Origin of the sequence: Oxynema aestuarii AP17, assembly GCF_012295525.1 — a bacterium.
GTDB lineage: Bacteria > Cyanobacteriota > Cyanobacteriia > Cyanobacteriales > Laspinemataceae > Oxynema > Oxynema aestuarii.
On sequence record NZ_CP051167.1, the window covers coordinates 638,060 to 659,837 of the forward strand.

Genomic DNA, 21,778 nt, shown 5'->3' on the forward strand with positions numbered 1-21,778 from the left:
TACAGGGAGGCTCTGCCTCGAGTAAACCCAATTTACTTGAATACAATCCATATAACTTTTGTTTTTACATAAGTTATATGGATTTGTATGGCAAAGTTTATAGTTTTTTATGCGCGACCGCCATAATTTTTCATGGCGGTGAGGATATCATTTTTCGTACCCTCCATGAACCGTTTGGCTAATCCAATTTTAAAATTATCAATGTCTGTAATCAAACAAAGAAAGAAATTGTCTGATACTCGGATGACATAAATTTTGTTGTCGTTAGTTACTAACTCCATTTCTGTTAAAATAATATTTTCTTGGAGTAGATTACGCACCTGAGACATACATACATCCCCGATAAACTCGTCATTTTTACTTTCATCTTTTGGATAAGAAGAAATTACGCTATATTCGGCATCAATACTTAGTAAAAATACTATTTTAATGCCATTAAACTTATCTTTAAAAGAGCGCAAAATTGAACTGAGATTCTCGTCTATTGGAAAATTTTTGTTGCCAACCATGATGTTTGTTCCTCCACTTAATCAATTGCTGAAAATATTTGAGCTTAACCTCTGTGCTGTACAAAGATTACTCCGGTGCATCCTTGCTCTGTATGCACAGTTGTCATTTGATAAGTAGTTCTTTCCTGGTCTGGTAAGGTATTGGGAGCCAGATATTTTCTAACGGCTCCAACAAAACAACCCAGTCTTTGACATGGGAACTGTCTTAGATTTTCAGGTTTATTGAAGTCTTGCTGATTTATTCCAGCTTTGTCTTTGCAACCTTGACTGTAACCACAATGAGGGATGGTAATGTCAAGTTCATCTATTCTTCCTTCTCTGAGTGTAATTGTTGGTCTATTTTGTTCTGTCCACATACTGGCGGCAATTAAGTTTTCAATATGATGTTCAATAGCAGCCAGCATTGAATCATATTGTGGTTCCATAATTGCTGTAATTAGTCCTAATTCCAGCAACCTCTTAGTCCAATCTTCTACTGCATAACAATAGGCTTCATCAACAATTCTTTTCGGTGTTGCCCTACCGGCATACTCACGAATTGCTTTTTCGTATGCTACTGCCCAACTTTGCAGTAGTTCTCTGTAGATATTTTGACCTTGAATCATTTGATTTAGCTACCTCCTCTGTTCAAATCATTTATCAATCTCAACTTCCAAACGTCTTTGTAAATCACTCAGCTTATTTCTAATATCTTGATTGCCATTAGGACTAGGAAAATATGTGCTCACGATCCTAGAAATGGCATTGTAAACGGGGGCTTTCTTAGATTTTTCCCCAAACTCCAACAGATCGTCATATATGTCATGTAAGTCTTGAAATACCGGCTCTGCAAATATCTGGAAATATTCGATTTTTTTCTCTTCATCGTCAATTTTACTAAGGTTGGAATGAATTCGACTAAACATGGTCATTATACCATTATTTCCCCAGGCTAAGTTTTGAATATTTGCCTGGTATTCTGCCATTATATTTCCTGATTTTGATTGTTTACTCTTGAGCCTAAGCTTTTGTAAGCACTTTATATAGCAAATAAAAATTTTATATTTTTTTGATAAATGTTGATTAAAACTATTATCGTCTTGACCCAAATCTTCTACTTGTTCTATTACTTTGAACCAAGTTAAAAATATTCTTTTGAATTCATCGCTTGGGAGAAGAATTACTTCGTCAATAATTATATCAACAATTTGGGCTGTATATAATATATCTTCTTGTTTTTTCAAAAGCTCAAGCAGCGTATCAACAACATCTTTTTTGATTTCTGGAATGATTGACGAATTATTGAATTGGTTTAAGAACTCTTTGATGGGTTTAATTTGGTCGTTATCTGAATCTTGATTTTTTTTACTTCCAGAATCAATCAGTTTGTCCAAACTTCTGTTTATCTTTGGAAGCAAATTATTTTCGTATTTTTTATACTCACTTATTTTCTCTAAATCTTTTATGGTTTGCGTTATCTTTTCTGGACATAGTAAATTTGGCTGTTTTTCTGTAACCACAATAGCCCAGGGAAGTTTTTTATTTAAAAAAGCTTCTATCTGGGGGATGGGTACAACCAATGGCATAAATGAACTCAATAGCGACATTAATATAGCTGGTTTATTGATGGCATTTGTAAATTGGTTTGAGACAATTAAACCTAAAAATAAAGTAATCCATAAAAAACAGATAATAATGAACCCAATTTCTTGAAGAGATACTTGTTTAAAATTTAGATTATCTTCACTGTTTTCCTTAATTGAAGATACCTGGAAATATAGCTGACGCATATACCGCAGATACACAGCCCCTATAACTAGAATTGTCGCCTCCACAGAGATGAAAGAAACTAAAAAATACATCATAAGGATTATCACCAATAATGATTATTTTACTTAACCATCATTTTAGAAACTGAGGATTACATGATTGCCAGCCAATAAATTTTCAAACACCAGCATTTCTAATTCTGTTATTAATGACTCTATTTTATTTATTTTTGATGGTTATTGTATCCGTGCATTAGGACAATTTTGCCCTATGGTATTGTGTAGAAATTTAAGTTTTTTAGGTTTTGTTTTATCGCATTTTATTTTAGTTAAATATCTTACTATTTTTGAATTGAGTTAAAATTCGATTTATTTTCCCCTATTATTTTCTCACCTTAATTTTCAGTTTGCCAACCCCATAAAAGTGTAATTCAAGGGGGAATTTTTGACAGTTGTAAAAGTTAACAAGTGGGAAAATGTAGGATTTTATTGCCAAAAAGGGGAAAATGTGTGATAATAGGGGGTCAAAAGGAACAAAATTTACAACCTCATTTAGCAGCTATGGAGATTCAAGAGGCTTTGCAGTGGACTGATGAGCTGATTTTTGCCAGAACCGGGCAGCATCTGGACTCGCTGCAACGGGCTATTTTGGAGGGGGTATGGGAAGGTAAAGGATATAAGGATATCTCTGAGGAATACCACTGTAGCAACGATTATGTGCGAAAGTCGGCATCGGAATTGTGGAAACTCTTATCTGACCTGTTGGGAGAAGATGTTAAAAAGAAGAATGTGCGATCGCTCATCGAAAATGGAATCTTCTATTCCTTTAATACAGGGAGCCTCCACATTGGTAACAAGATAAATGTCTGTAACGATCTATACAATCACTCAAAAAAAAACGATCGCCCTCCATCCCTAGCAGCAAATCAGAACCCCGCCACGACCTCAGCCAAGCACCGGAATATAACTGCCTCTACAACCGTACCGAGCAACTGGCTACCCTCAAACAATGGATACTCGAAGAAAATAGCCGCATTGTCACCCTAACCGGACTATCAGGGATTGGGAAAACCGCCCTAGCGAGACAACTGGTAGAACAAATAAAAGACAACTTCGATCGCATCCTGTGGCGCACTCATCGCAAATTTCCCACCCTGAACGCCCTGCAAAGCAACATCATCGAATTTATCGCCCCAACGCCCCCCATCCAAAACCCATCAATCGTCAACTACTTAAACTCTCGCAACTCCCTTGTAGATCATCTGAAAAATCAGCGTTGCTTAATCATTCTTGACGACTTCCAAGAAACCTTAACCCCTGGTGAGTTAGTCGGCAATTATCGCCTAGAATATCAAAATTATGGTCAATTAATTAATGAAATTGCTCAACACGCTCATTACAGTTGTCTGCTGCTGCTTAGTTGGGAAAAAACTCTAGAAATCGCCACCCTAGAAACTGAAAACCCCTATTGTAAAACTTTACAAGTAGCGGGTTTAGGTAAATTAGCTACCCAAATTCTCAGCGACAGAAAACTCAAAGACCACAAAAAATGGTCAGAACTCATCCAACTTTACAACGGTAACCCTTTATGGCTGAAGATCGTCGCCTCCACTATTGTCGATTTATTTAATGGTAGCGTTCGAGAATTTCTCTCCTATCCCACCCTATTTTTAGGAGACTTAGAACCCATCCTCAAACAACATTATCAACGCCTTTCAGAATCCGAGAAAATACTGCTTCAGTGGTTAGCCAACCAAGATCGCCCTGTAAACATTAGCCAAAAACCTCCAGAACTTTTAGCCGATCGCGACTTCTTAAAAGCGATTCAATCTTTAACTAGACGAAATTTACTGGAAAAATCAGCAGGTTTAACACTACAACCTGCGATTAAACAATATGTGAAGAATTTAATTTCATAGACTATAGAAGTCATTAATGAGTTAGAAGTACAAGAAGATAGAAATTGAAGCCACTTTTCAAGTAAATTAAGTCCGAATTCGGTAGATGAATTCCCCTTTACACGAAAATGAGAGGGTTGAGAATAAGAATTTTAGGGATTTAAAATAAATCTCGATTAGAATGCCTGAATCCACTCTTTAACCTCGTATTCCGTCCAGATTCCATGCTGCCAATAGGGATCGGACTCGATCGCCCGCCGAACGGTTTCCGCATCGGGGGCGTCGTAAATCGCAAACACTTTACTCAGATCGGCGGTAGGACCGATGGTAACAATTAATCCCGCTTCTTTCTGTTGTTTGATTCCGGCTAAATGAGCTTGGCGAAACGGTTCTCTTTTTTCGAGAACACGATCGCAGTAGCTGCCCCACATCACATATTTTGGCATTTTAATATTTATTTTTATAGTCATTTCAATTTAGATTGAGACAGATTCTGGCATTTACAGCGCCTTTAAGAGTGAGTTTACCCACACCCTGTAGAGGTGATTCGCGAATCACCTCTACACAGATATTGTATCTCATTCTTATTTGAAACCACAATATTTAAAACAACCCGAGAAAAAGAAAAAGTTTCTCTCCGCAAATTGAGAAAAGGTGAGGACGGGCAAAATGCCCGCCACTCCCTCGGATCTCAAGGGAATCTTTCCCTAACTTCTCAAACTGACCTCAAACTGTTTCACCAACAGATCGCGTACCTTTTGATGAGTCTTTTCGACCTCTTCATCGGTTAAAGTACGATCGCCGCCCCGGTAAATCAAACGAAACGCCAAACTGCGCTGTCCTTCCGGGACATTTTGACCGCGATATTCGTCGAACAAATCCACCGATTCGAGTAAAGAACCGCCCGCTTTTTGCATCACTTTAGCCAATTGGGCCACCGACAACTCTACCGGAGAGAAGAAGGCCAAATCGCGACCGGAGGCGGGATAGGGGGAGAAGGCGACGAATTTCTGACCGCCGATTTGCTTGCTCAACGCCTGCACGATCGGGTCTAAATCCATTTGGAAAACGTATACTTCCTCGGGTAAATCCCGGTCTTGCCTCACTTGCGGGTGCAGTTGTCCGAACACGCCGATCGCCTTGCCCCACAACCAGATCGAGGCGGTGCGTCCCGGATGCAAGTGAGTTTGACAATATTCGGCAAACAAGGGATGCAAACCCCGATCGCCTTGATTGAACGGGCGATAGTCGAGGGCGAGTCCGAGGCGATCGCACGCACTTTCTAACATCCCCTTAGCTTCGTACCAACTCATCCCCCGTTCGCGTCCGCCGCGTACCCAGCGACCGCGACTCGGATCGCCGCCCATCATCCCGGCGATCGCCTCTTTTTCGTGAGATCCTTCCTCACTTTTCCAGAACACCCGTCCGATTTCAAAGCCGTTGAGGGGGCCGTTCCCTTGTTCTAAGTTGTAGACGAACGCATCCACCATTGCGGACAGCATCTCGGTCCGCAAGGCGGAATACTCCACAAATAAGGGATTGTGCAGGGCAATTTGGGTCTCGTCGGTGGCTTTGACGAGGGAATAGTGCATCAACTCGGTCAATCCGGCGGCGCGCAAGGCGGCGCGCAGTTCGCGCAGGACTTGTTGGGGAACGGTCAGATCGCCGCAGGCACTTTGATTCGGCAGGGTCGCACAAAAGTTATCGTAACCGTAGAGACGGGCGATTTCTTCGATTAAGTCGATTTCCCGTTCCAAATCCCGGGCGCGGTACGGCGGAACGGTGACCGTCCAAGTTTGAGAATCGCCGTCTGCTTCTAAGGTACAGCCGAGGGCGGTTAAAATGCGCTCTACGGTGTCCCCATCCAGTTGTCCGGTGCCGTCCCCTTGGCGGATCGGACCGAGGACGTGGTTGACGCGATCGAGGCGTAGGGCGATCGCCCGACTCCACTGAGTGCGATCGCCGCGCGCGTCCGCCTGTGCTTGGGAGAGGACTTCACCCCCCGCCAGTTCTTCGATCAGGGCGATCGCCCGACGGCAAGCCATTTCCAATTCCGCCTGGTTGACCCCGCGTTCGTAGCGCGCCGAGGACTCGCTTCGCAGCCCCTGACTGCGCGCCGATCGCCGAATCGCCGCCGAATCGAATAACGCCGCTTCTAAGACTAAATTCTCGGTGTTCTCGTCTACTTCAGTCTCTTCGCCACCCATCACCCCGGCGAGGGCCACCGCCGCATCGTTGGCGGTAATCACCAGAGATTCGGGTTTGAGGGTGCGCTGTTGTCCGTCGAGAGTTTTTAAAGACTCGTCGGCGCGGGCGAAACGGACGCCAATGGTGAGGGCGTCGCCCCCTGCGACCTGCTCTAATTTGGCGCGATCGAAGGCGTGCAGGGGTTGACCCCATTCGAGTAAGACGTAGTTGGTCACGTCTACGACATTGTTAATCGGGCGGACTCCGGCGGCTTCGAGGCGTTGCTGTAACCAGGCGGGAGACGGGCCGATCTTCACCGAGGCGATCGCCGTTCCGATATACGCCGGACAGGCTTGAGATTCGCTCACCTCTACCTTCAGCGACTCGTCACCCGTCGGGAAGGCGCGAACGTCCACGGCGGGCAAGCGCAACGGCGCCCCGGTCAAGGCGACCACTTCCCGGGCGACGCCGACCATACTGAGGGCGTCGGCGCGGTTGGCGGTGGAGGTCAGATCGAGAATTACGTCATCGAGGCCCAACAGGGGACGGGCATCGCTGCCGACTTCGAGGGGATCCCCTGAGAAAATATGAATTCCGGCGGATTCTTTAGCCAGACCGACTTCGGCGAGGGAGCAAATCATCCCGGCGGAGGGGACGCCGCGCAGTTTGGCTTTTTTAATTTTGAGGTCGATCGTGGGCAGATAGGTGCCGACGGTGGCGACGGGGACGTAAATCCCGGCTTTGACGTTGGGGGCGCCGCAAACGATGTTGAGGAGGTCTCCAGCGCCGACATCGACTTGACAGACGCTGAGTTTATCGGCATCCGGGTGGCGATCGCAGGTGACGACTTTACCGACGACGACGCCATCGGCCCAACGGCGGCGGTCTTCAATCTCTTCGACTTCAAACCCAGCCATGGTCAGCGTATGCGCCAACTCTTCGGGGGACATCGTGATGTCTACCAGTTCCCGCAACCAGTTTAATGAGATCCGCATTGACTTGAAAGACTTAGAAATAGATCGGCCTGACTCATTCTACTAGCTGGGTGCAGCGCGCGATCGCCCGGGAGCGGTCGAAGCACTCTAGCCGAACAAGCCACCTTTCCCGTTGGGCTTGATCGTGCGCCAGTTGGTGCGGGCCATTGCCAGTTGGCTGTCGGCAATGCGCGCCCCGGTGAGGTTGGCGCCGCAAAGATTGGTTTTGTGTAGGTTGGCGTTCATCAACGAGGCGTTACTCAAGTCGGCGCCGCGCAAGTCGGCCCCGGCGAGGTTGGCGTTGACCAGATAGGCTTTACTGAGATTCGCATCTCTGAGGTTGGCTTGCAGTAAGGAAGCGCGACCGAAGTTCGCGTTAAAGAGGTTAGCTTCTTGCAAGTTGATCCGATTCATTTTGGCGTCGTAGAAGTTCGACCCCGAGAGGTTGGCTTTGGCGAGGTTGAGTCCGACTAAATCGCTGTCGGCAAAATCCCGGCGCCCCTTGGTGTAGGCGAGGCGAACTCCGGAGGCATCGAGTTTTTCTGGGTTCGAGGAACCCTGACGGAACAGGGTTTGAGTTCGCATTCCCGTCGGGTCGGAATTGGCGATCGTGTGGCCGCGATTGAGTTCGGTGCGCGGGTCGCGCTGACCGGGGCGCGGTTTTTTGCCTTTGCGGGCGCGCAGTAGCTGCACTTGGCTGACTACGGGAGAGACCCAAGCGGAACTGCCCCCCTGGTCGAGTTCGGTGTCTTCGTCCGTAGGGGACGATCGCCCCCGTCCTTGACTGCTGAGGCTGCCGGAGAGGTCGTCGTCGGACTGTTGGCGGTGCAGTTCGCGCAAGGCTTGTTCGGCGTTGCCGAAGCGATCGCGCACCGAGGCGGCGAGCATTCGATCGAGTAGGGCGGCGAGGCGATCGCTGACGTAAACGTGGGGGCGCCAGATCAGTTCCCCGCTCATCGGATCGTAGCCGAAGTGCTTGGGAGATTTTCCGGTGAGTAAGTAGAGGCAGGTGGCGCCGACGGCGTAAATATCGCTAGCGTACACCGGACGTTGTGCCATTTGTTCTTGAGGGGCGAAGCCGGGAGTGCCGATCGCGAAGGAGGTGAAAATCGTATCTCCGGTAGAGTTCGCATTGAGCATCGCGGTCTGACTGACTTTATCTTTGACGGCCCCAAAGTCAATTAAAACGAGCTTGCGATCGATATCTCGTCGGATGATATTGGCGGGTTTAATATCGCGGTGAATGACTTCGTTATCGTGCAAGTATTTCACCAATGGCAAAATTTGTTCGAGAAATTCCCGAACTTGCTGTTCGCTAAAGGTTCCCTGTTTTTTAACTTCTTGTTTTAAGGTTTTGCCACTGACATATTCTTGAACGAGATAAAATTGATTGTCACTTTCAAAATAATCGAGCAAGCGAGGAACTTGTGGATGATCGCCAATTCTGCCCAGGGTTTCGGCTTCTCGTTTGAATAATTTCCGAGCCATATCGAGAACGTTGGGCGAGGTCGAAGCGGGGCGTAATTGCTTGATCACGCAAATTGGTTTCCCCGGTAAGGCTTGGTCCATCGCGATAAAGGTGGCTCCAAAACCCCCTTGACCTAATGCTTCGACAATGCGATAGCGATCGCGAAGTAGGAGTTTGGAACCGCAGCCCTGACAGCGCGTGGCCCGGTCGGAGTTATTCGGATTGGGACAGTCGGGATTGACACAATAGCTCATTAAACTTCACCCGGATTGTGCGAAAGCTGTTTGACAGCTCATTAGTCGGTTAACGTAGATGCCAAACCAAGATTGGCTTCCCACATGGCAATTCAAATCACAGTACACTTATTCCCTACATTAGAGGATTTAAGAGCGCTTGAGGGAAATTGCAGTAGAAATCCCTTGAAGTGTTGCCAAAGTTACTTTTCTTTTCCTTAAAGTCTCAGTAAATCATTCGGCTTTCAATTTGCCACTGGCTTTACCCAAGGATGTCCTTATCGATATCATTCCCAAAAGGTCGGTTAAATGAACGAAAGACAAGGGGAATTCCGATTTTTTTAACTAATTCTCGGTCGGATTGGTGCCATTTTGCCCGATCGCCTGCGGTCTCATTCGATCGTCGCGATCGCACAATTGCCCGGAGATCGAAAGCGATCGCGCTCGGATCTGGGGAGCCAACCGTCCCGATACTTCATTTTTTCCTAAAATAATCGAAAGCGCCGTGATTTCCCTCAACTTTAGCGATCGCCATTTCAAACGATCGCCTCACCCCCCGGACGATCGTCACGCACGGTTTACCTTGGGTGGGGTTCGACCTCAAGTTACAAAATCTCAATTTACAAAATTTACGCACGACTCGAACGAGGGGTGAAAACCAGCAATTCCCCCCGACCCCGACGGGCGATCGCCGTCGAACTTTTATTCTCTCCCCAATATTTTAAATTTCCCCGCCCGGGAGTGTAAAGCCTTAGCAAAAGTGAGGCTCGGATGTCGAGGGAAACGGGGAAATTTATGGCATTTTTTGACAAAAAAGAGCATCTAGCGAGGTCGGAGGCGCGATCGCACCCCCCAACCCCACCACACTACGGCGACAGTCGCCACATCTTGATCGTGTCGTCGAAGCTGCCACTGATCAGGGTATTGCCCCGACCCACAAACGCCACTTCTACCCAATCAGAATGCCCCTTGAGAGTGCCGATTTCCTCGCCACCGGGCAAACTCCACAGTTTGATCGTTCCGCCCAAATCGCCGCTCGCGAGGCTCTTACCGTTGGGACTGAACGCCACGGAATGGACCTGTTCGTTATGTCCTTTCAACGTATTCAAGCGCAAGCCACTGTCTATATCCCACAGTTCGATCGTCTTGTCCCAACTGCCACTCGCCAGGGTCTGCCCGTCGGGAGAAATTGCCACGGACCAGACCGCATCGGCGTGTCCCACCAGGGTCCGCATCAATTTACCCGTGCGCCATTTCCACAGCTTGATCGTACCGTCACTGCTGCCACTGGCGAGCAGTTGACCGTCCGGCGAGAAGGTCACCGATTGAACTTCCTGAGAATGACCGACAAAGGTACGCTCTAAACGGCTCGCCGCATGTCCGTAGGCACTCGATCGCACCCGCCAGACTTTAACGCTCTTGTCAAAAGACCCACTGGCGAGAAAATCGCCTTCGGGACTGAAGCTTAAAGAAAAGACCCCGGCGCCGTGTCCTTTGAGGGTATCGAGCAGTTCTCCCGTTTTTAAATCCCAAATCTTGATCGTTTTGTCCGCACTGCCACTGGCGAGGAACTGACCGTCGGGAGAGATCGCCAACGACCAGACCGGATCGAAGTGACCGCCGAGAATGCGAGTGGGAACGCGCACGTTGTCGGTGCCGACTTTCCACAGGTGAATCGTCCCGTCGGTACTGCCACTGGCGATCGTTTTGCCGTCGGGACTGACGGCGACGGACCACACCGGACCGGAGGAGATCGCCAAAGTCCGCATCGGCTGGGTATCTTGGGGGAAGCTCGGCGAGTAATCGGGAATTGCCGTGGGCAGTTTGTAAGTCAACTCCGGCGCTTCGAGGGTTCGCGGCTCCATTTTGAGCGCGGGTTGCACCACCGGACCGGGGAGACCGTGACTGAAGAATAGGGACACCAGGGCGATCGCCGCCCCTCCCACTGCCGTCGCCACCCGGGTTTTTTGCGGCGGCACGAAACTGCCCAAATTCGGGCGATCGAGGGCTTGTAAGACTTCCCCCGCCGTTTGATAGCGCTGTTTCGGATTCCGTTCTACCAATTGGTCGAGAATGCGTCCGAGATGGTGGCTGACCCCCTGTTGCAGGTAGTCGGGCCAGACCCATTCTTCCGCTTCGATCTCGAACAGGTCGAAGGGACTCAGTCCCGTCATCAAATGCAGACAGGTGGCGCCCAAGCTGTACAAATCGCTGCTGTAGACCGCTTTTCCGTGGGTTTGTTCGGGGGCGGCATATTCCGCCGAACCGTAGGGACGATCGCCCGCTTTGAGCGCGGTCAATCCGGTGGGAACTTCGATCGAGCCAAAATCGACTAAAACGATCCGCCCGTCACTTTCCCGGCGGATCAAATTTTCCGGTTTGATATCTCGATGAATCAGTTGGCGATCGTGAATAAATTGCAAAACCGGAAGGATGTCTTTGAGCAGTTGGCGAATTTTGTTTTCATCAAAAACCCCCTTTTCTGCTAACTCGGAAGCGAGGGTTTCCCCGCCGATATATTCTTGTATTAAATAGCGATCGCCATCTTGCTCGAAACAGGCCAATAATTGGGGAATTTGCGGATGACGACCCAATTCGTCCAATTTTTCCGCCGCTTGTGCAAATAACAAGGAAAACGAACTTTTGGCATTGGCGTTCGCGCGATCGCCGCCCCCCGACGCCGGATCGAACTGTTGCTTGATAACGCAACGCGGTTTCGAGGGTTTATCTTCATCCAGCGCTAAGAACGTTTGACCGAATTTTCCCCGACCGAGGCATTCGATCGCCCGATAGCGATTTTTTAGCAGTAATTGTTCCCCGCAACTTTCGCAGAATTCAGCATGATATGGATTGTTGGAATTCTGACAGTCGGGATTGATGCAATGAGTCATAATGGCAAGCCCTTAGCAGATTTTATCTATAATCAATCTTCCCCGGAATGTCTTTCATGTCCGGTGTTTCCTCTGATTCCAACGGGGAAAATCGGCGCGTGAATCACCTACATTATATTCACTCGATCCCGATCGATCCGATCGCTGGCGAGCGCTTTTTAAGTCTCTGCCCCCCTCTCTCCTCTTTCCCCGCGCGCCAATCCCCCCCATGCACCCGTTTCTCCGACGAAAATGGTGACGAAACGAGCCTTCCCAAAATCTTCAAGCCGCGATCGAGCCTTCGATCGCCCCCCGACTCTGTTATTGAATGGGTGAATTTCAATATAAGGATAGACAAATATAGTGCGATCGCAAAACTCCTGCCCCCGTCGGCGTCCCTGCCCGGCAAGATTACAGCTTGTTGAAACTTCAGTAATCGACGATCGCCGGGTGGCGATCGCCCCGAAACCGCGCACCCGTACCCACCCTAATTGTCGATCGCGGTTGGGATTGTGGGAAGATATAAAAATTGAAAAAACAAATCTAGATCCTGCACCCCAATCCAGTGCAGGTCATTTGCTGAGGGACAAAATAGGTTGAATTTGTTATGAAAATTGGCGATCGCGTTCGCGTCAAAGACTCTGTTGTCGTATACCACCATCCTCAAAACCGCAATGCTCCCTTCGATCTCAAGGGACACGAAGGAGAAGTCATAGCCATCGTTACCGAATGGGAAGGCAGACCTGTCAGCGCCAATTTGCCCGTTCAAGTCAAGTTTGACAAGAAATTCAAAGCCCATTTTCGAGAAGACGAGCTAGAAGCGGTCTAACCTCGTCTTCGAGTCAGGGTCTGAGTTAGTCGTCTGCTAAGGTTCGCGCGCGCCAGACTAACTCAGTTCCCCGATCTCAGCGCCGTCCGCGCAAAAACCACCCGAAGATATTGAGGTCGCCGCGCATTTTCTCTAATTCCTGGCGGTGGCGTTCGGCAGTTTCGTAATACCACTGACAGTGACGGTCGAACTCTTGGCGATATTGAACTTCTCGATAAAAATCGCGGGTAATTTGCGCCGCTTCGAGGGATTCTCCGGCTACGGTCGGCGTCGGAAACAGAGGTAAGAATTCGTGCGGGAGCATGAGGTTTCGCCTAAAACAGTGACGGTTCGAGACGACAGCGCAGCGCGCCGCCTAGATGCGATCGTAGCACTGCTATTTCCCATCGACGGCGAACTCGGCTAAATCCAGCCGCGCAAGCGGTAAATCGCCAATCCCAGATATTCTTTTAATGCCTTGGTCGTATTTTCCAGACGACCGGAATCGGGCAGTAAATTAAGAAGTACCGACTGCCAAGAATGGCTTAATTCCGCCAATTCCTGCTCGCTGACGATGAAATCCGTAGGGGCGGCGATCGCCTCGACCCCTTGTTTGGCAAAACATAACAGCGATCGCGGCATGTGAGATGCCGACGTAACTAACAATACCGGGCCGTCGATTCCGTCCCGTCGCAAAATTTCCGCCACGTTCGCCGCATTTTCATACGTATTGAGCGAGTCCGGTTCCTCGACGATCGCCCCTTGGGGAACCCCCATCGCCCGCAAAATCTCCGCCATCGCCTCCGATTCCGGCGCACCGCCGCCGCGCCAGTCGATCCGACCCCCCGACGGAATCACGATCGGTGCTTTCCCCGCCAAATACAGGCGCGCGCCGTGGAGGACGCGATCGCCCGCCTCGCTCACATCGACCCAAGGACGGGGATAATTCGCCGCCTTAATCCCGCCACCCAAAACCACGATTGCCGACGCATTTGGTAACTCGCCGTCCGGGATATTTTGCCATTCGAGCGATCGCAGCAATCCGTTCGACACCCAGCCATTACTTCCTAACAGTAACCCTACCAAACCCACGGTCAAAATCGCCCCTAAAATGCGTTTGGCGATCGCCCCGGACACCCATCGCGGTCGCTTCCACAACCACAACAACCCCAAAGCCATCGCCACACAAGCCAGACCCAACGGATAGAAGAAAATCGGTAAAAGTTTCGATAAAAATAAAAACATCAGTTCGACAGCGATCGCCCCCGCGCGCAAATCAATATCAAATTTTAATCAAATTTTAAACGATTTTCCCGAAAAATCCTCTGTTTTAATAATTTATCCCTGCAAAATCCTCAATAAAAACGAGTAATGTTTCATTATAAAACAATTCTAGAATCTGCACGATCGCTACGCAAAACAACCGCGATCGCCCGATCGACAACTTTGCAAATCACCGACGAGATGATAGACTTTTCTTAACTCGTCCGAATTGTTGGATTAAAAAATAACAAATATGGCTGATATTCCAGAAAGAGTACCCGACGTTGTATTTAAAACTCGCGTCCGCGATGAATCCGTCGAAGGACCCAACCCCTTTCGCTGGCAAGATCGCACCACCCAAGACATTTTTGGTGGCAAACGAGTCGTCCTCTTCTCCCTTCCCGGCGCCTTCACCCCGACCTGTTCTTCCAACCACCTCCCCCGTTACGAAGAACTCTACGACGAAATCCGCGCTCAAGGCGTCGATGAGATCGTTTGTTTGTCCGTTAACGATGCCTTCGTGATGTTCCAATGGGGCAAACAACAAGGAGTTAAAAACGTCTTCCTCCTGCCCGACGGTTCCGGCGATTTTACCCGAGGCATGGGGATGATGGTTGCCAAAGATAACTTAGGATTTGGCGATCGCTCCTGGCGTTATTCCATGGTCGTCAACGACGGCAAAATCGAAAAAGTGTTTATCGAACCCGGGAAAGAAGATAACTGTCCCACCGACCCCTACGAAGTCTCCGATGCCGATACGATGTTGAACTATCTCAAATCGGCCAAATAAATCGAATTAACTCGATCTTAGCCCGATAAAAAAGAGAGACGCGCAGTTTTGCGTCTCTCTTTTTTAGAGAAATATCTTTTGTCAGTTTTCGCCTCTACCCACAGATAGATTCTTGAGGGAAAACAAGGCAAAAATTAACTTACTTAGCCATGACAAAATTGACCAACTTACCGGGAACCACAATCACTTTTTTAATCTCTTTCCCGGCAATCCAACGTTGGGCCACTTCCGAATCGCGGGCGCACTGTTCCAGAGTCGCCTTATCCGCTTGCGCCGAAACCTGAATCGTTCCGCGCGTTTTACCCATCACTTGGATCACTAACGTAATTTCATCCACTTCTAGGGCCGCTTCGTCCACCTCGGGCCAAGATTGGGCGTGAACCGAACCCTCACAGGCGATCGCCTCCCACAACTCCTCCGCCACGTGGGGTGCAAACGGCGCCAGCAACAAAATCAACGTCTCGATCCCTTCGCGATAGACCGCCGACTGGGTGCAACCCGCCTCCGTCAACGCATTACTCAGTTTCATCAACTCCGAAATCGCCGTATTGAACTGATACTGACCGTCCATATCCTCGGTCACTTCGCGAATCGCCGTATGGATGGCGCGACGCAAATCTTTTTCCGCCTTACTCAACGACTTCCCGCGCTTCGGTTTCGGCGCCCCCGCCGCGACGAACTCGCCGACCAAACGCCAGATGCGATTTAAGAAGCGGAATTGCCCCTCCACATCCGCATCGTCCCATTCCAAATCTTTCTCCGGCGGCGCTTTGAACAAGATAAACAAGCGGGCCGTATCGGCGCCGTATTTGTCCATCACCGCCAACGGATCGACCCCGTTATATTTGGATTTGGACATTTTCTCGTAAAAAACTTCGAGATCTTCCCCGGTTTCCGGATCTTTGGGAGCTTTTGGATCGGCGATTTGGGTCGGAGGGATATATTTACCCGTGCGCGGATTTTTGTAAGTCATCCCCTGAACCATGCCCTGAGTGAGCAGGCGTTGGAACGGTTCGCCGACGTCGAGTAAACCGCGATCGCGCAACACTTTCGTAAAAAAGCGCGAGTAGAGTAAATGCAAAATCGCATGTTCGATCCCGCCGATGTACTGGTCCACAGGCATCCAGCCATTGACCTTATCGGTATCGAACACCTTTTCGCTATTTTGGGCGTCGGTATAGCGCAAGAAGTACCACGAAGAATCGATAAACGTATCCATCGTGTCCGTTTCCCGTTTCGCCGGAGTGCCGCAACTCGGACAGGGAACGTTCACCCACTCGTCCAAGCTTGCCAACGGCGACGGACCGCGACCGCTAAATTTGACATTTTCCGGCAAAGTCACGGGTAAATCGGCCTCGGGGACGGGAACCGTGCCACATTTGGGGCAGTGAATCACCGGAATCGGGGTTCCCCAATAACGCTGGCGGGAAATCAACCAATCTCTAAGGCGATATTGAATGCGGGCTTTGCCGAATCCTTTTTGTTCGGCATATTTGATGATTTCTTCTTTCCCTCGGGTCGATTCCATCCCGTCGAAGCGATCGGAATTGACCATAATGCCGGGTTCGGTATATGCCTGTTTTAATTCGGCTTTTTCGTCCGCCGCATCCGCCGGGACGATGACTTGCCGGATCGGCAGTTGGTTTTCTCGGGCAAACTTGAAGTCTCGCACGTCGTGAGCGGGAACGCCCATGACCGCGCCCGTACCGTATTCGTAGAGGACGTAATCGGCAATCCAAATCGGGATTTGTTCTCCGGTGAAGGGGTTAATCGCCGTGCCCCCGGTGGGAATGCCCCGTTTCGGTTTATTTTCGGCGGTCCGTTCTAACTCGCTTTCGGCGCTCACTTCTTGGATGAAGGCGTCTACCGCCCCTTGGCGATCGCGGGTCGTGACCTGGGCCGTGAGGGGGTGTTCCGGGGCTAAAACGACGTAGGTGACGCCGTAAACCGTATCGGGACGGGTGGTGAACACGGCGATCTTTTCGTCCATCCCGACGATCGGAAATTCTAAGTAAGCCCCGGTGGATTTGCCGATCCAGTTGGCTTGCATCAGTTTGACCCGTTCGGGCCAACCATCGAGGCGATCGAGATCTTGTAAGAGTTCTTCCGCGTAGTCGGTAATTTTTAAGAACCACTGGCGCAATAGTTTGCGCTCGACTTTGGCGCCCGATCGCCAGGAACGGCCTTCGTTATCGACTTGTTCGTTGGCGAGTACGGTTTGGTCGATCGGGTCCCAGTTGACGGCGGCTTCGCGTTGGTAGGCCAATCCGGCTTGATAGAATTGGAGAAACAGCCATTGGGTCCATCGGTAATAGTCCGGGGAACAGGTGGCGAGTTCCCGGTCCCAGTTGAAGGAAATCCCGAGTTTTTGCAATTGCCCTTTCATTTGGGCGATGTTTTGATAGGTCCATTGGGCCGGATGGATACCGCGTTCGATCGCCGCGTTTTCGGCGGGCAAGCCGAAGGCGTCCCAGCCCATCGGATTGAGGACACGATAGCCTTGCATCCGCTTGAGTCGGGCGATCGCGTCGGGGATGGTATACACCCGAACGTGACCCATGTGCAGGTTTCCGGAGGGGTAGGGGAACATCGACAAGACGTAGAATTTCGGGCGTTCGTCCGTTGCTTCGGCCCGGTACAAGCCTTGCTCGTTCCAGGTGGTTTGCCATTTCTGCTCGATGGCGGCGGGGTTGTACTGAGACTCCACGGAAGTTACTCCTACACTGAATGCGAATCGTGTCTGCTAGGTTATTTTGACATATTGGCTTGGGAATTCGAGGGCGCTGGCAGGGTCGCGATCGCTACCGAGGTTGGCAATAGGCGCGAACGCGGTATAAACATAGCTAGGGGGAATGGGAATCGCCCCACTCCCTAGAAGAAGTTCGGAACCCGAAAAGTTTTTCTAGAACAAGAGACAGGGACGCATCAATCGAATCCCACGCCCGTCGGCTTTGGGAAACTACCGCACTCGGGTTGCGGTCAAAAAGTTTGAGCCATCAGATTTGGCACGCGATCGCGCGGCTACAGGTTCCTCTGGATCTACTCGACCTCTCTGATTTCAATAACGACTGTTCCCGTAACGACCCGCACGGGTTTTCCTGCCATGGCTACGAAGGTCGGGATCGGGAACTCACATAGAGAAAAGAGAGGGGGTGAGGGGTCTGATAAACCTGTGGTTTGGTGCCGTCGCGATCGTATAACAGGTTCGGCGAACGCAAAAGTGGCTCATGAGAGAGCATCGCCTCCCAGTCGTCGCGCGAGTCTGGGAGGATCCGCACATTCAGGCGATTGAGGAGGGTCTCAACATGGTTTTATTACTCGGCGATGATGGGGATAATTTTCTGGTCGGGACGGCGCAGAACGATACCGTCTTGGGAGCCCAAGGGGATGACGTCCTCTTAGGCGAACAGGGGGACGATTTCCTGTTCGGCGGTGACGGCGACGACACCCTCAGTGGTGGCGAAGGCGAAGATCTCTTCTTAATTGGTTTCGGCGAGGGACAAGATACGATCGCCGATTTCGAGTTGGGTAGCGATCGCATTGCCTTGCCTTTCGGCGTTGAGGTGCAGAATTTACAATTAGTTGAAGTTTTCAATCGCGACGGAACCCCGAGTAATCTCACCCGCATTCAAATTACCACCGATGAGGGCATCCAGGTTTTAGCTTCGGTTCGGAGTCTCGGCGGCAGCCTCAGCCTCGATTCGAGCAGTTTTGTCAGTGGCGTCGAACCGATCGCCAGTATTTTAGACTTCAGCGCCCCGGTGAGTGTAGACGAGGGGGCGGGTGTGGCGACGGTGAGGGTGACGCGCACGGGAGAGACCAGCGAGAGCGTTTCCGCGACCGTGCGTCCCAGTAACGGGACGGCGATCGCCCCGAGAGATTTCAGCAGCAGCCCCCTCACGGTCACGTTCGCGCCGGGACAGACGGAAGGAACCGTCGAGATCCCGATTGTGGACGATTTGGCGGTGGAAGGAAACGAAAGTTTTTCCCTCTCTTTAGCCCTCGATAACTCGCAAACGATCTTGGGCGATCGCGATACCGCCGAAGTCACGATCCTCGACAACGATGCGGCGATCGCCTTCGCGTCGGCGCAATATGTCGCCAATGAAAGCACCGGAAACGCCGCCATTACTCTCGTTCGCGAGGGGGTCGCCACCGTTCCCGTTGCCGTCACTTTCCGCGCCAGCGACGGAACCGCGACCTCCCCCGCCGATTACAGCAGTTCGCCGATTCGCGTCAGCCTCGCGGCGGGTGAAACCAGCCAAACGGTGTTGATTCCGATCGCCGACGACAGCTCGATCGAAGGGTCGGAAACCGTCAATTTACTGTTAGAAGATCCTAGTCCCGGCAGCTTGCTGGGCAGCCAAAATACCGCCTCGTTACGCATCGACGATAACGACAGTTCCATTCAGTTCGGCGAGCCCACCTTTAGCGTCACCGAAACCGGGGAGGCGATCGCCGCGATTACGATAACTCGTACGGGCGTCCTCGACGGGACTGTAGGCGCGACGGTGACCCTCGCCGACGGAACGGCGACCTCCCCGGAAGATTTCGACAATACCCCTATTCCCGTCACCTTCAATCCCGGCGAAATTGCCCGCATTATCGAGATTCCCCTCGTCGATGACGGTTTGGTTGAAAATCCCGAAACGATCGCCCTATCCCTGAGTTCTCCCACGGGAGGGGCGACGATCGGCCTTCAAAATACCGCAACGGTCACCGTCATCGATACCGATCGCGCCATCGAGTTCGCCGCCGCCGAATTTCGCGTCACTGAAGGGGGAGAGGCGATCGCCCCGGTGACCCTCACCCGTCTCGGCGATCTCGAAACCGCCGTCGGCGTTACGGTCAACCTCGGCGACGGCAGCGCGATCGCCCCGGCGGATTACGACAATACTCCGATAACTGTCGATTTCGCCCCGGGACAGCAACGCCAAACCGTCGAGATTCCTCTCGTTGACGATATCGCGATCGAAGGGGAAGAAGCCCTCGCTCTCACTTTATCCGCGCCGACGGGCGGCGCGACCCTCGGCCCGCAATCCACGGCGCAGTTGCTCGTTGACGACAATGACAGTGGGTTGCAGTTTGTCAGCAGCCAATTTAGCGTCACCGAAGCCGGAGAACCGATTCAAGCGATCGCCGTCGCGCGATCGGGGGATCTGAATCGGGCCGTCGCCGCTACGATAACCCTCGCCGACGGGACGGCGATCGCCCCGGACGATTACGACAATACGCCGATTGCTATCTCTTTCGCCCCCGGACAAGCCCAGCAAACTGTCACCGTTCCCATTGTCGAAGACGGTCTTGCCGAAACGACGGAAACGGTGAATCTCACTTTAAGCAATCCCGTCGGGGGAACGACGATCGGCGCCCAAAATACTGCCACTTTGGCGATCGTCGATGATGAAGTGATTTTAGACTTCGCCGCCCCCAGCTTCACCCTCACGGAAGAGGGGACGGCGATTGAAGCAGTTCGGGTGATTCGGACCGGGGATAGCGATCGCGCCGTCGGCGCAACGGTTTTACTCGGCAATAATACGGCGATCGCCGCCGAAGATTTCGACAATACCCCGATCGCGATCGACTTCCAACCCGGCGAAACGGAGAAAATTGTCCCCCTTCCCCTCCTCGACGATCCCTTCGTGGAAGGGGCGGAAGTGTTGAATCTGGCACTGGTCAACCCCACCAACGGCGCGGCGATCGGGTCTCAAAACGGCGCCAATGTTACGATTGTCGATAACGATAGCGCTATTTCTTTCGGCGCCCCCAGCTTTGCAATCGCCGAAGACGGAAGCGGATTCGCCGAAATCGAGCTGTTACGCAACGGCACCCTCGATCGCGGAGCCACCGTCGCCGTCGAACTCGCGGACAATAGTGCGATCGCCCCCTTTGACTACGACAATACCCCCATTCCGGTCGTCTTCAATCCCGGCGAAGCCACCGCCACCGTCCGCATCCCGATCGCCGACGACGCGATCGCCGAAGTTGCCGAAACTCTGACCCTCTCTTTAACGAATCCCAGTCCGGGAATGGCGATCGGTCCTCAAAATGTCGCCACCCTGACCCTCTCCCGCAGCGACCTCCCCACCCGCCTCGATTTTGAAGGCCCCGAAAACCTCGATCCGGTCAGTGGCTTTTACGAACGACAAGGCATCTTTTTCTCCGAAAATGCCCTGGCGATCGTCGATACCGACGCCTTAGACGCATTGGGACGTCCCGACGAGTTCGGCGGCAACTTCGGCGGCGCACCCAGTGGCATCGCCGCTCTCACCTACGGCGAAGGTGAGGCGATCGTCATGAACGTCAGTGGCGGTTTCGACCGTCAACTCTCCTTCTTTTTCGCCTCCCCCTTCGCCGACCATACCGTGACCATTTACGACGACTTAGGCGGACAAGGCAATGTCTTAGCCTCTACTTCCCTCTCGCGCACCCCCCAAGGCCCTCTTCCGGACGCTTATGCCAGTTTCGCTCAAGTTACGTTACCCTTTGCCGGGGTGGCCCGTTCCGTCAGTTTCGGCAGCCAAGCCAATAAGTTATTACTCGACGATATTGTTTTGGGGTAATCGGGGAAAAGGGGGCTGGAGACAGGTACTCAATCGCTATCGAAAAATCTCCAACTAACGCCTGACCCCCGATCGCGGAATAATCACATCGGTCGGGTCGAAGGGCCGGGTAAAGCCCCGTTCTTCTCCCGAAAGCGGCGTTAACCCGGCATTTGTATCGAATTCACCGCCAATTGTCCCCCCACCTAACGGGTCGCTGTTCCCATTGAGAGCATCTTCTAAAAAGTTGCTAAATCCTTTTTGGTCGAATCCCCGCCGTTCTTCTTCGGAAAACGTCGGTCTAATCCGTCGGGGTGCGTTTTCGGACGGATCCGCTTGAGCGAGATCGGTCGTATAGGAGGGGACGGCGACAGTCCTTTGGAGTGGCTGCGCTAAGCCTGAAGCCGGAAATATCCCGGCGATCGCGATTCCTATCCCCCATCCGGATAAGATCGGGGTTGAGAATGTCGAAGTTTTAAACAACATTG

At 51.2% G+C, this 21,778-nt stretch carries 15 protein-coding genes and 1 pseudogene; 5 read left to right on the top strand and 11 right to left on the bottom strand.

The features are described 5' to 3' along the window. Window positions 1–107 precede the first annotated feature (107 nt). Genes HCG48_RS02635 through HCG48_RS02645 form a run of 3 tightly spaced genes read right to left on the bottom strand, consistent with a single transcriptional unit; the run spans window position 108 to window position 2,353 of the window. Complete coding sequence (locus HCG48_RS02635) at window positions 108–509, bottom strand: roadblock/LC7 domain-containing protein (protein ID WP_168567772.1); 402 nt, start codon at window positions 507–509, stop codon at window positions 108–110. A 44-nt stretch (window positions 510–553) separates the two neighbouring features. Continuing rightward, the gene (locus tag HCG48_RS02640; RefSeq protein WP_168567773.1) at window positions 554–1,114 is read right to left on the bottom strand and encodes a hypothetical protein; all 561 of its coding nucleotides are present in this window, start codon (window positions 1,112–1,114) and stop codon (window positions 554–556) included. Between the two features lie 27 nt (window positions 1,115–1,141). Beyond that, complete coding sequence (locus tag HCG48_RS02645; protein WP_168567774.1) at window positions 1,142–2,353, bottom strand: hypothetical protein; 1,212 nt, start codon at window positions 2,351–2,353, stop codon at window positions 1,142–1,144. 465 nt (window positions 2,354–2,818) lie between these two features. Between HCG48_RS02645 and HCG48_RS02650 the strand changes: the two are divergent. Further along, window positions 2,819–4,176 (top strand): annotated as a pseudogene (locus HCG48_RS02650) (helix-turn-helix domain-containing protein). A 155-nt stretch (window positions 4,177–4,331) separates the two neighbouring features. Here HCG48_RS02650 and HCG48_RS02655 read toward each other — a convergent pair. The 3 genes from HCG48_RS02655 to HCG48_RS02665 form a co-directional block, all read right to left on the bottom strand. Beyond that, window positions 4,332–4,625, bottom strand: a complete 294-nt coding sequence (locus HCG48_RS02655) for a YciI family protein (RefSeq protein WP_445974475.1) — start codon at window positions 4,623–4,625, stop codon at window positions 4,332–4,334. Between the two features lie 237 nt (window positions 4,626–4,862). Then, a complete protein-coding gene (pheT, locus tag HCG48_RS02660) occupies window positions 4,863–7,337 on the bottom strand; it encodes a phenylalanine--tRNA ligase subunit beta (RefSeq protein WP_168567775.1) in 2,475 nt (824 codons plus the stop codon). Window positions 7,338–7,424: 87 nt separating this feature from the next. Continuing rightward, window positions 7,425–9,038 (bottom strand): serine/threonine-protein kinase, encoded by a 1,614-nt coding sequence (locus tag HCG48_RS02665; protein WP_168567776.1) that lies wholly within the window; start codon window positions 9,036–9,038, stop codon window positions 7,425–7,427. A 343-nt stretch (window positions 9,039–9,381) separates the two neighbouring features. Here HCG48_RS02665 and HCG48_RS02670 point away from each other — a divergent pair, with 343 nt between their 5' ends. Further along, window positions 9,382–9,672 (top strand): hypothetical protein, encoded by a 291-nt coding sequence (locus HCG48_RS02670; RefSeq protein WP_168567777.1) that lies wholly within the window; start codon window positions 9,382–9,384, stop codon window positions 9,670–9,672. A gap of 211 nt (window positions 9,673–9,883) precedes the next feature. Here HCG48_RS02670 and HCG48_RS02675 read toward each other — a convergent pair whose 3' ends face one another. Next, window positions 9,884–11,908: a serine/threonine-protein kinase gene (locus HCG48_RS02675; RefSeq protein ID WP_168567778.1), complete on the bottom strand. Its 2,025-nt coding sequence runs from the start codon at window positions 11,906–11,908 to the stop codon at window positions 9,884–9,886. A gap of 586 nt (window positions 11,909–12,494) precedes the next feature. Between HCG48_RS02675 and HCG48_RS02680 the strand changes: the two genes are divergently transcribed. After that, window positions 12,495–12,716 (top strand): ferredoxin-thioredoxin reductase variable chain, encoded by a 222-nt coding sequence (locus HCG48_RS02680; RefSeq protein ID WP_168567779.1) that lies wholly within the window; start codon window positions 12,495–12,497, stop codon window positions 12,714–12,716. Between the two features lie 76 nt (window positions 12,717–12,792). On the opposite strand, the gene HCG48_RS02685 is transcribed toward HCG48_RS02680, so the two are convergent. Further along, complete coding sequence (locus HCG48_RS02685) at window positions 12,793–13,020, bottom strand: hypothetical protein (RefSeq protein WP_168567780.1); 228 nt, start codon at window positions 13,018–13,020, stop codon at window positions 12,793–12,795. A gap of 98 nt (window positions 13,021–13,118) precedes the next feature. Further along, complete coding sequence (locus tag HCG48_RS02690) at window positions 13,119–13,940, bottom strand: YdcF family protein (RefSeq protein ID WP_168567781.1); 822 nt, start codon at window positions 13,938–13,940, stop codon at window positions 13,119–13,121. 271 nt (window positions 13,941–14,211) lie between these two features. Here HCG48_RS02690 and HCG48_RS02695 point away from each other — a divergent pair, with 271 nt between their 5' ends. Continuing rightward, window positions 14,212–14,748: a peroxiredoxin gene (locus HCG48_RS02695; RefSeq protein WP_168567782.1), complete on the top strand. Its 537-nt coding sequence runs from the start codon at window positions 14,212–14,214 to the stop codon at window positions 14,746–14,748. 139 nt (window positions 14,749–14,887) lie between these two features. Here the strand turns inward: HCG48_RS02695 and leuS are convergent, their stop codons facing one another. Continuing rightward, on the bottom strand, window positions 14,888–17,455 hold the full coding sequence (gene leuS / locus HCG48_RS02700; RefSeq protein ID WP_168567783.1) for a leucine--tRNA ligase: 2,568 nt from the start codon (window positions 17,453–17,455) through the stop codon (window positions 14,888–14,890). A 598-nt stretch (window positions 17,456–18,053) separates the two neighbouring features. Between leuS and HCG48_RS02705 the strand changes: the two genes are divergently transcribed. Then, complete coding sequence (locus tag HCG48_RS02705) at window positions 18,054–21,311, top strand: Calx-beta domain-containing protein (RefSeq protein WP_168567784.1); 3,258 nt, start codon at window positions 18,054–18,056, stop codon at window positions 21,309–21,311. Window positions 21,312–21,365: 54 nt separating this feature from the next. On the opposite strand, the gene HCG48_RS02710 is transcribed toward HCG48_RS02705, so the two are convergent. Further along, on the bottom strand, window positions 21,366–21,776 hold the full coding sequence (locus HCG48_RS02710) for a hypothetical protein (RefSeq protein ID WP_168567785.1): 411 nt from the start codon (window positions 21,774–21,776) through the stop codon (window positions 21,366–21,368). Window positions 21,777–21,778: the final 2 nt, after the last annotated feature.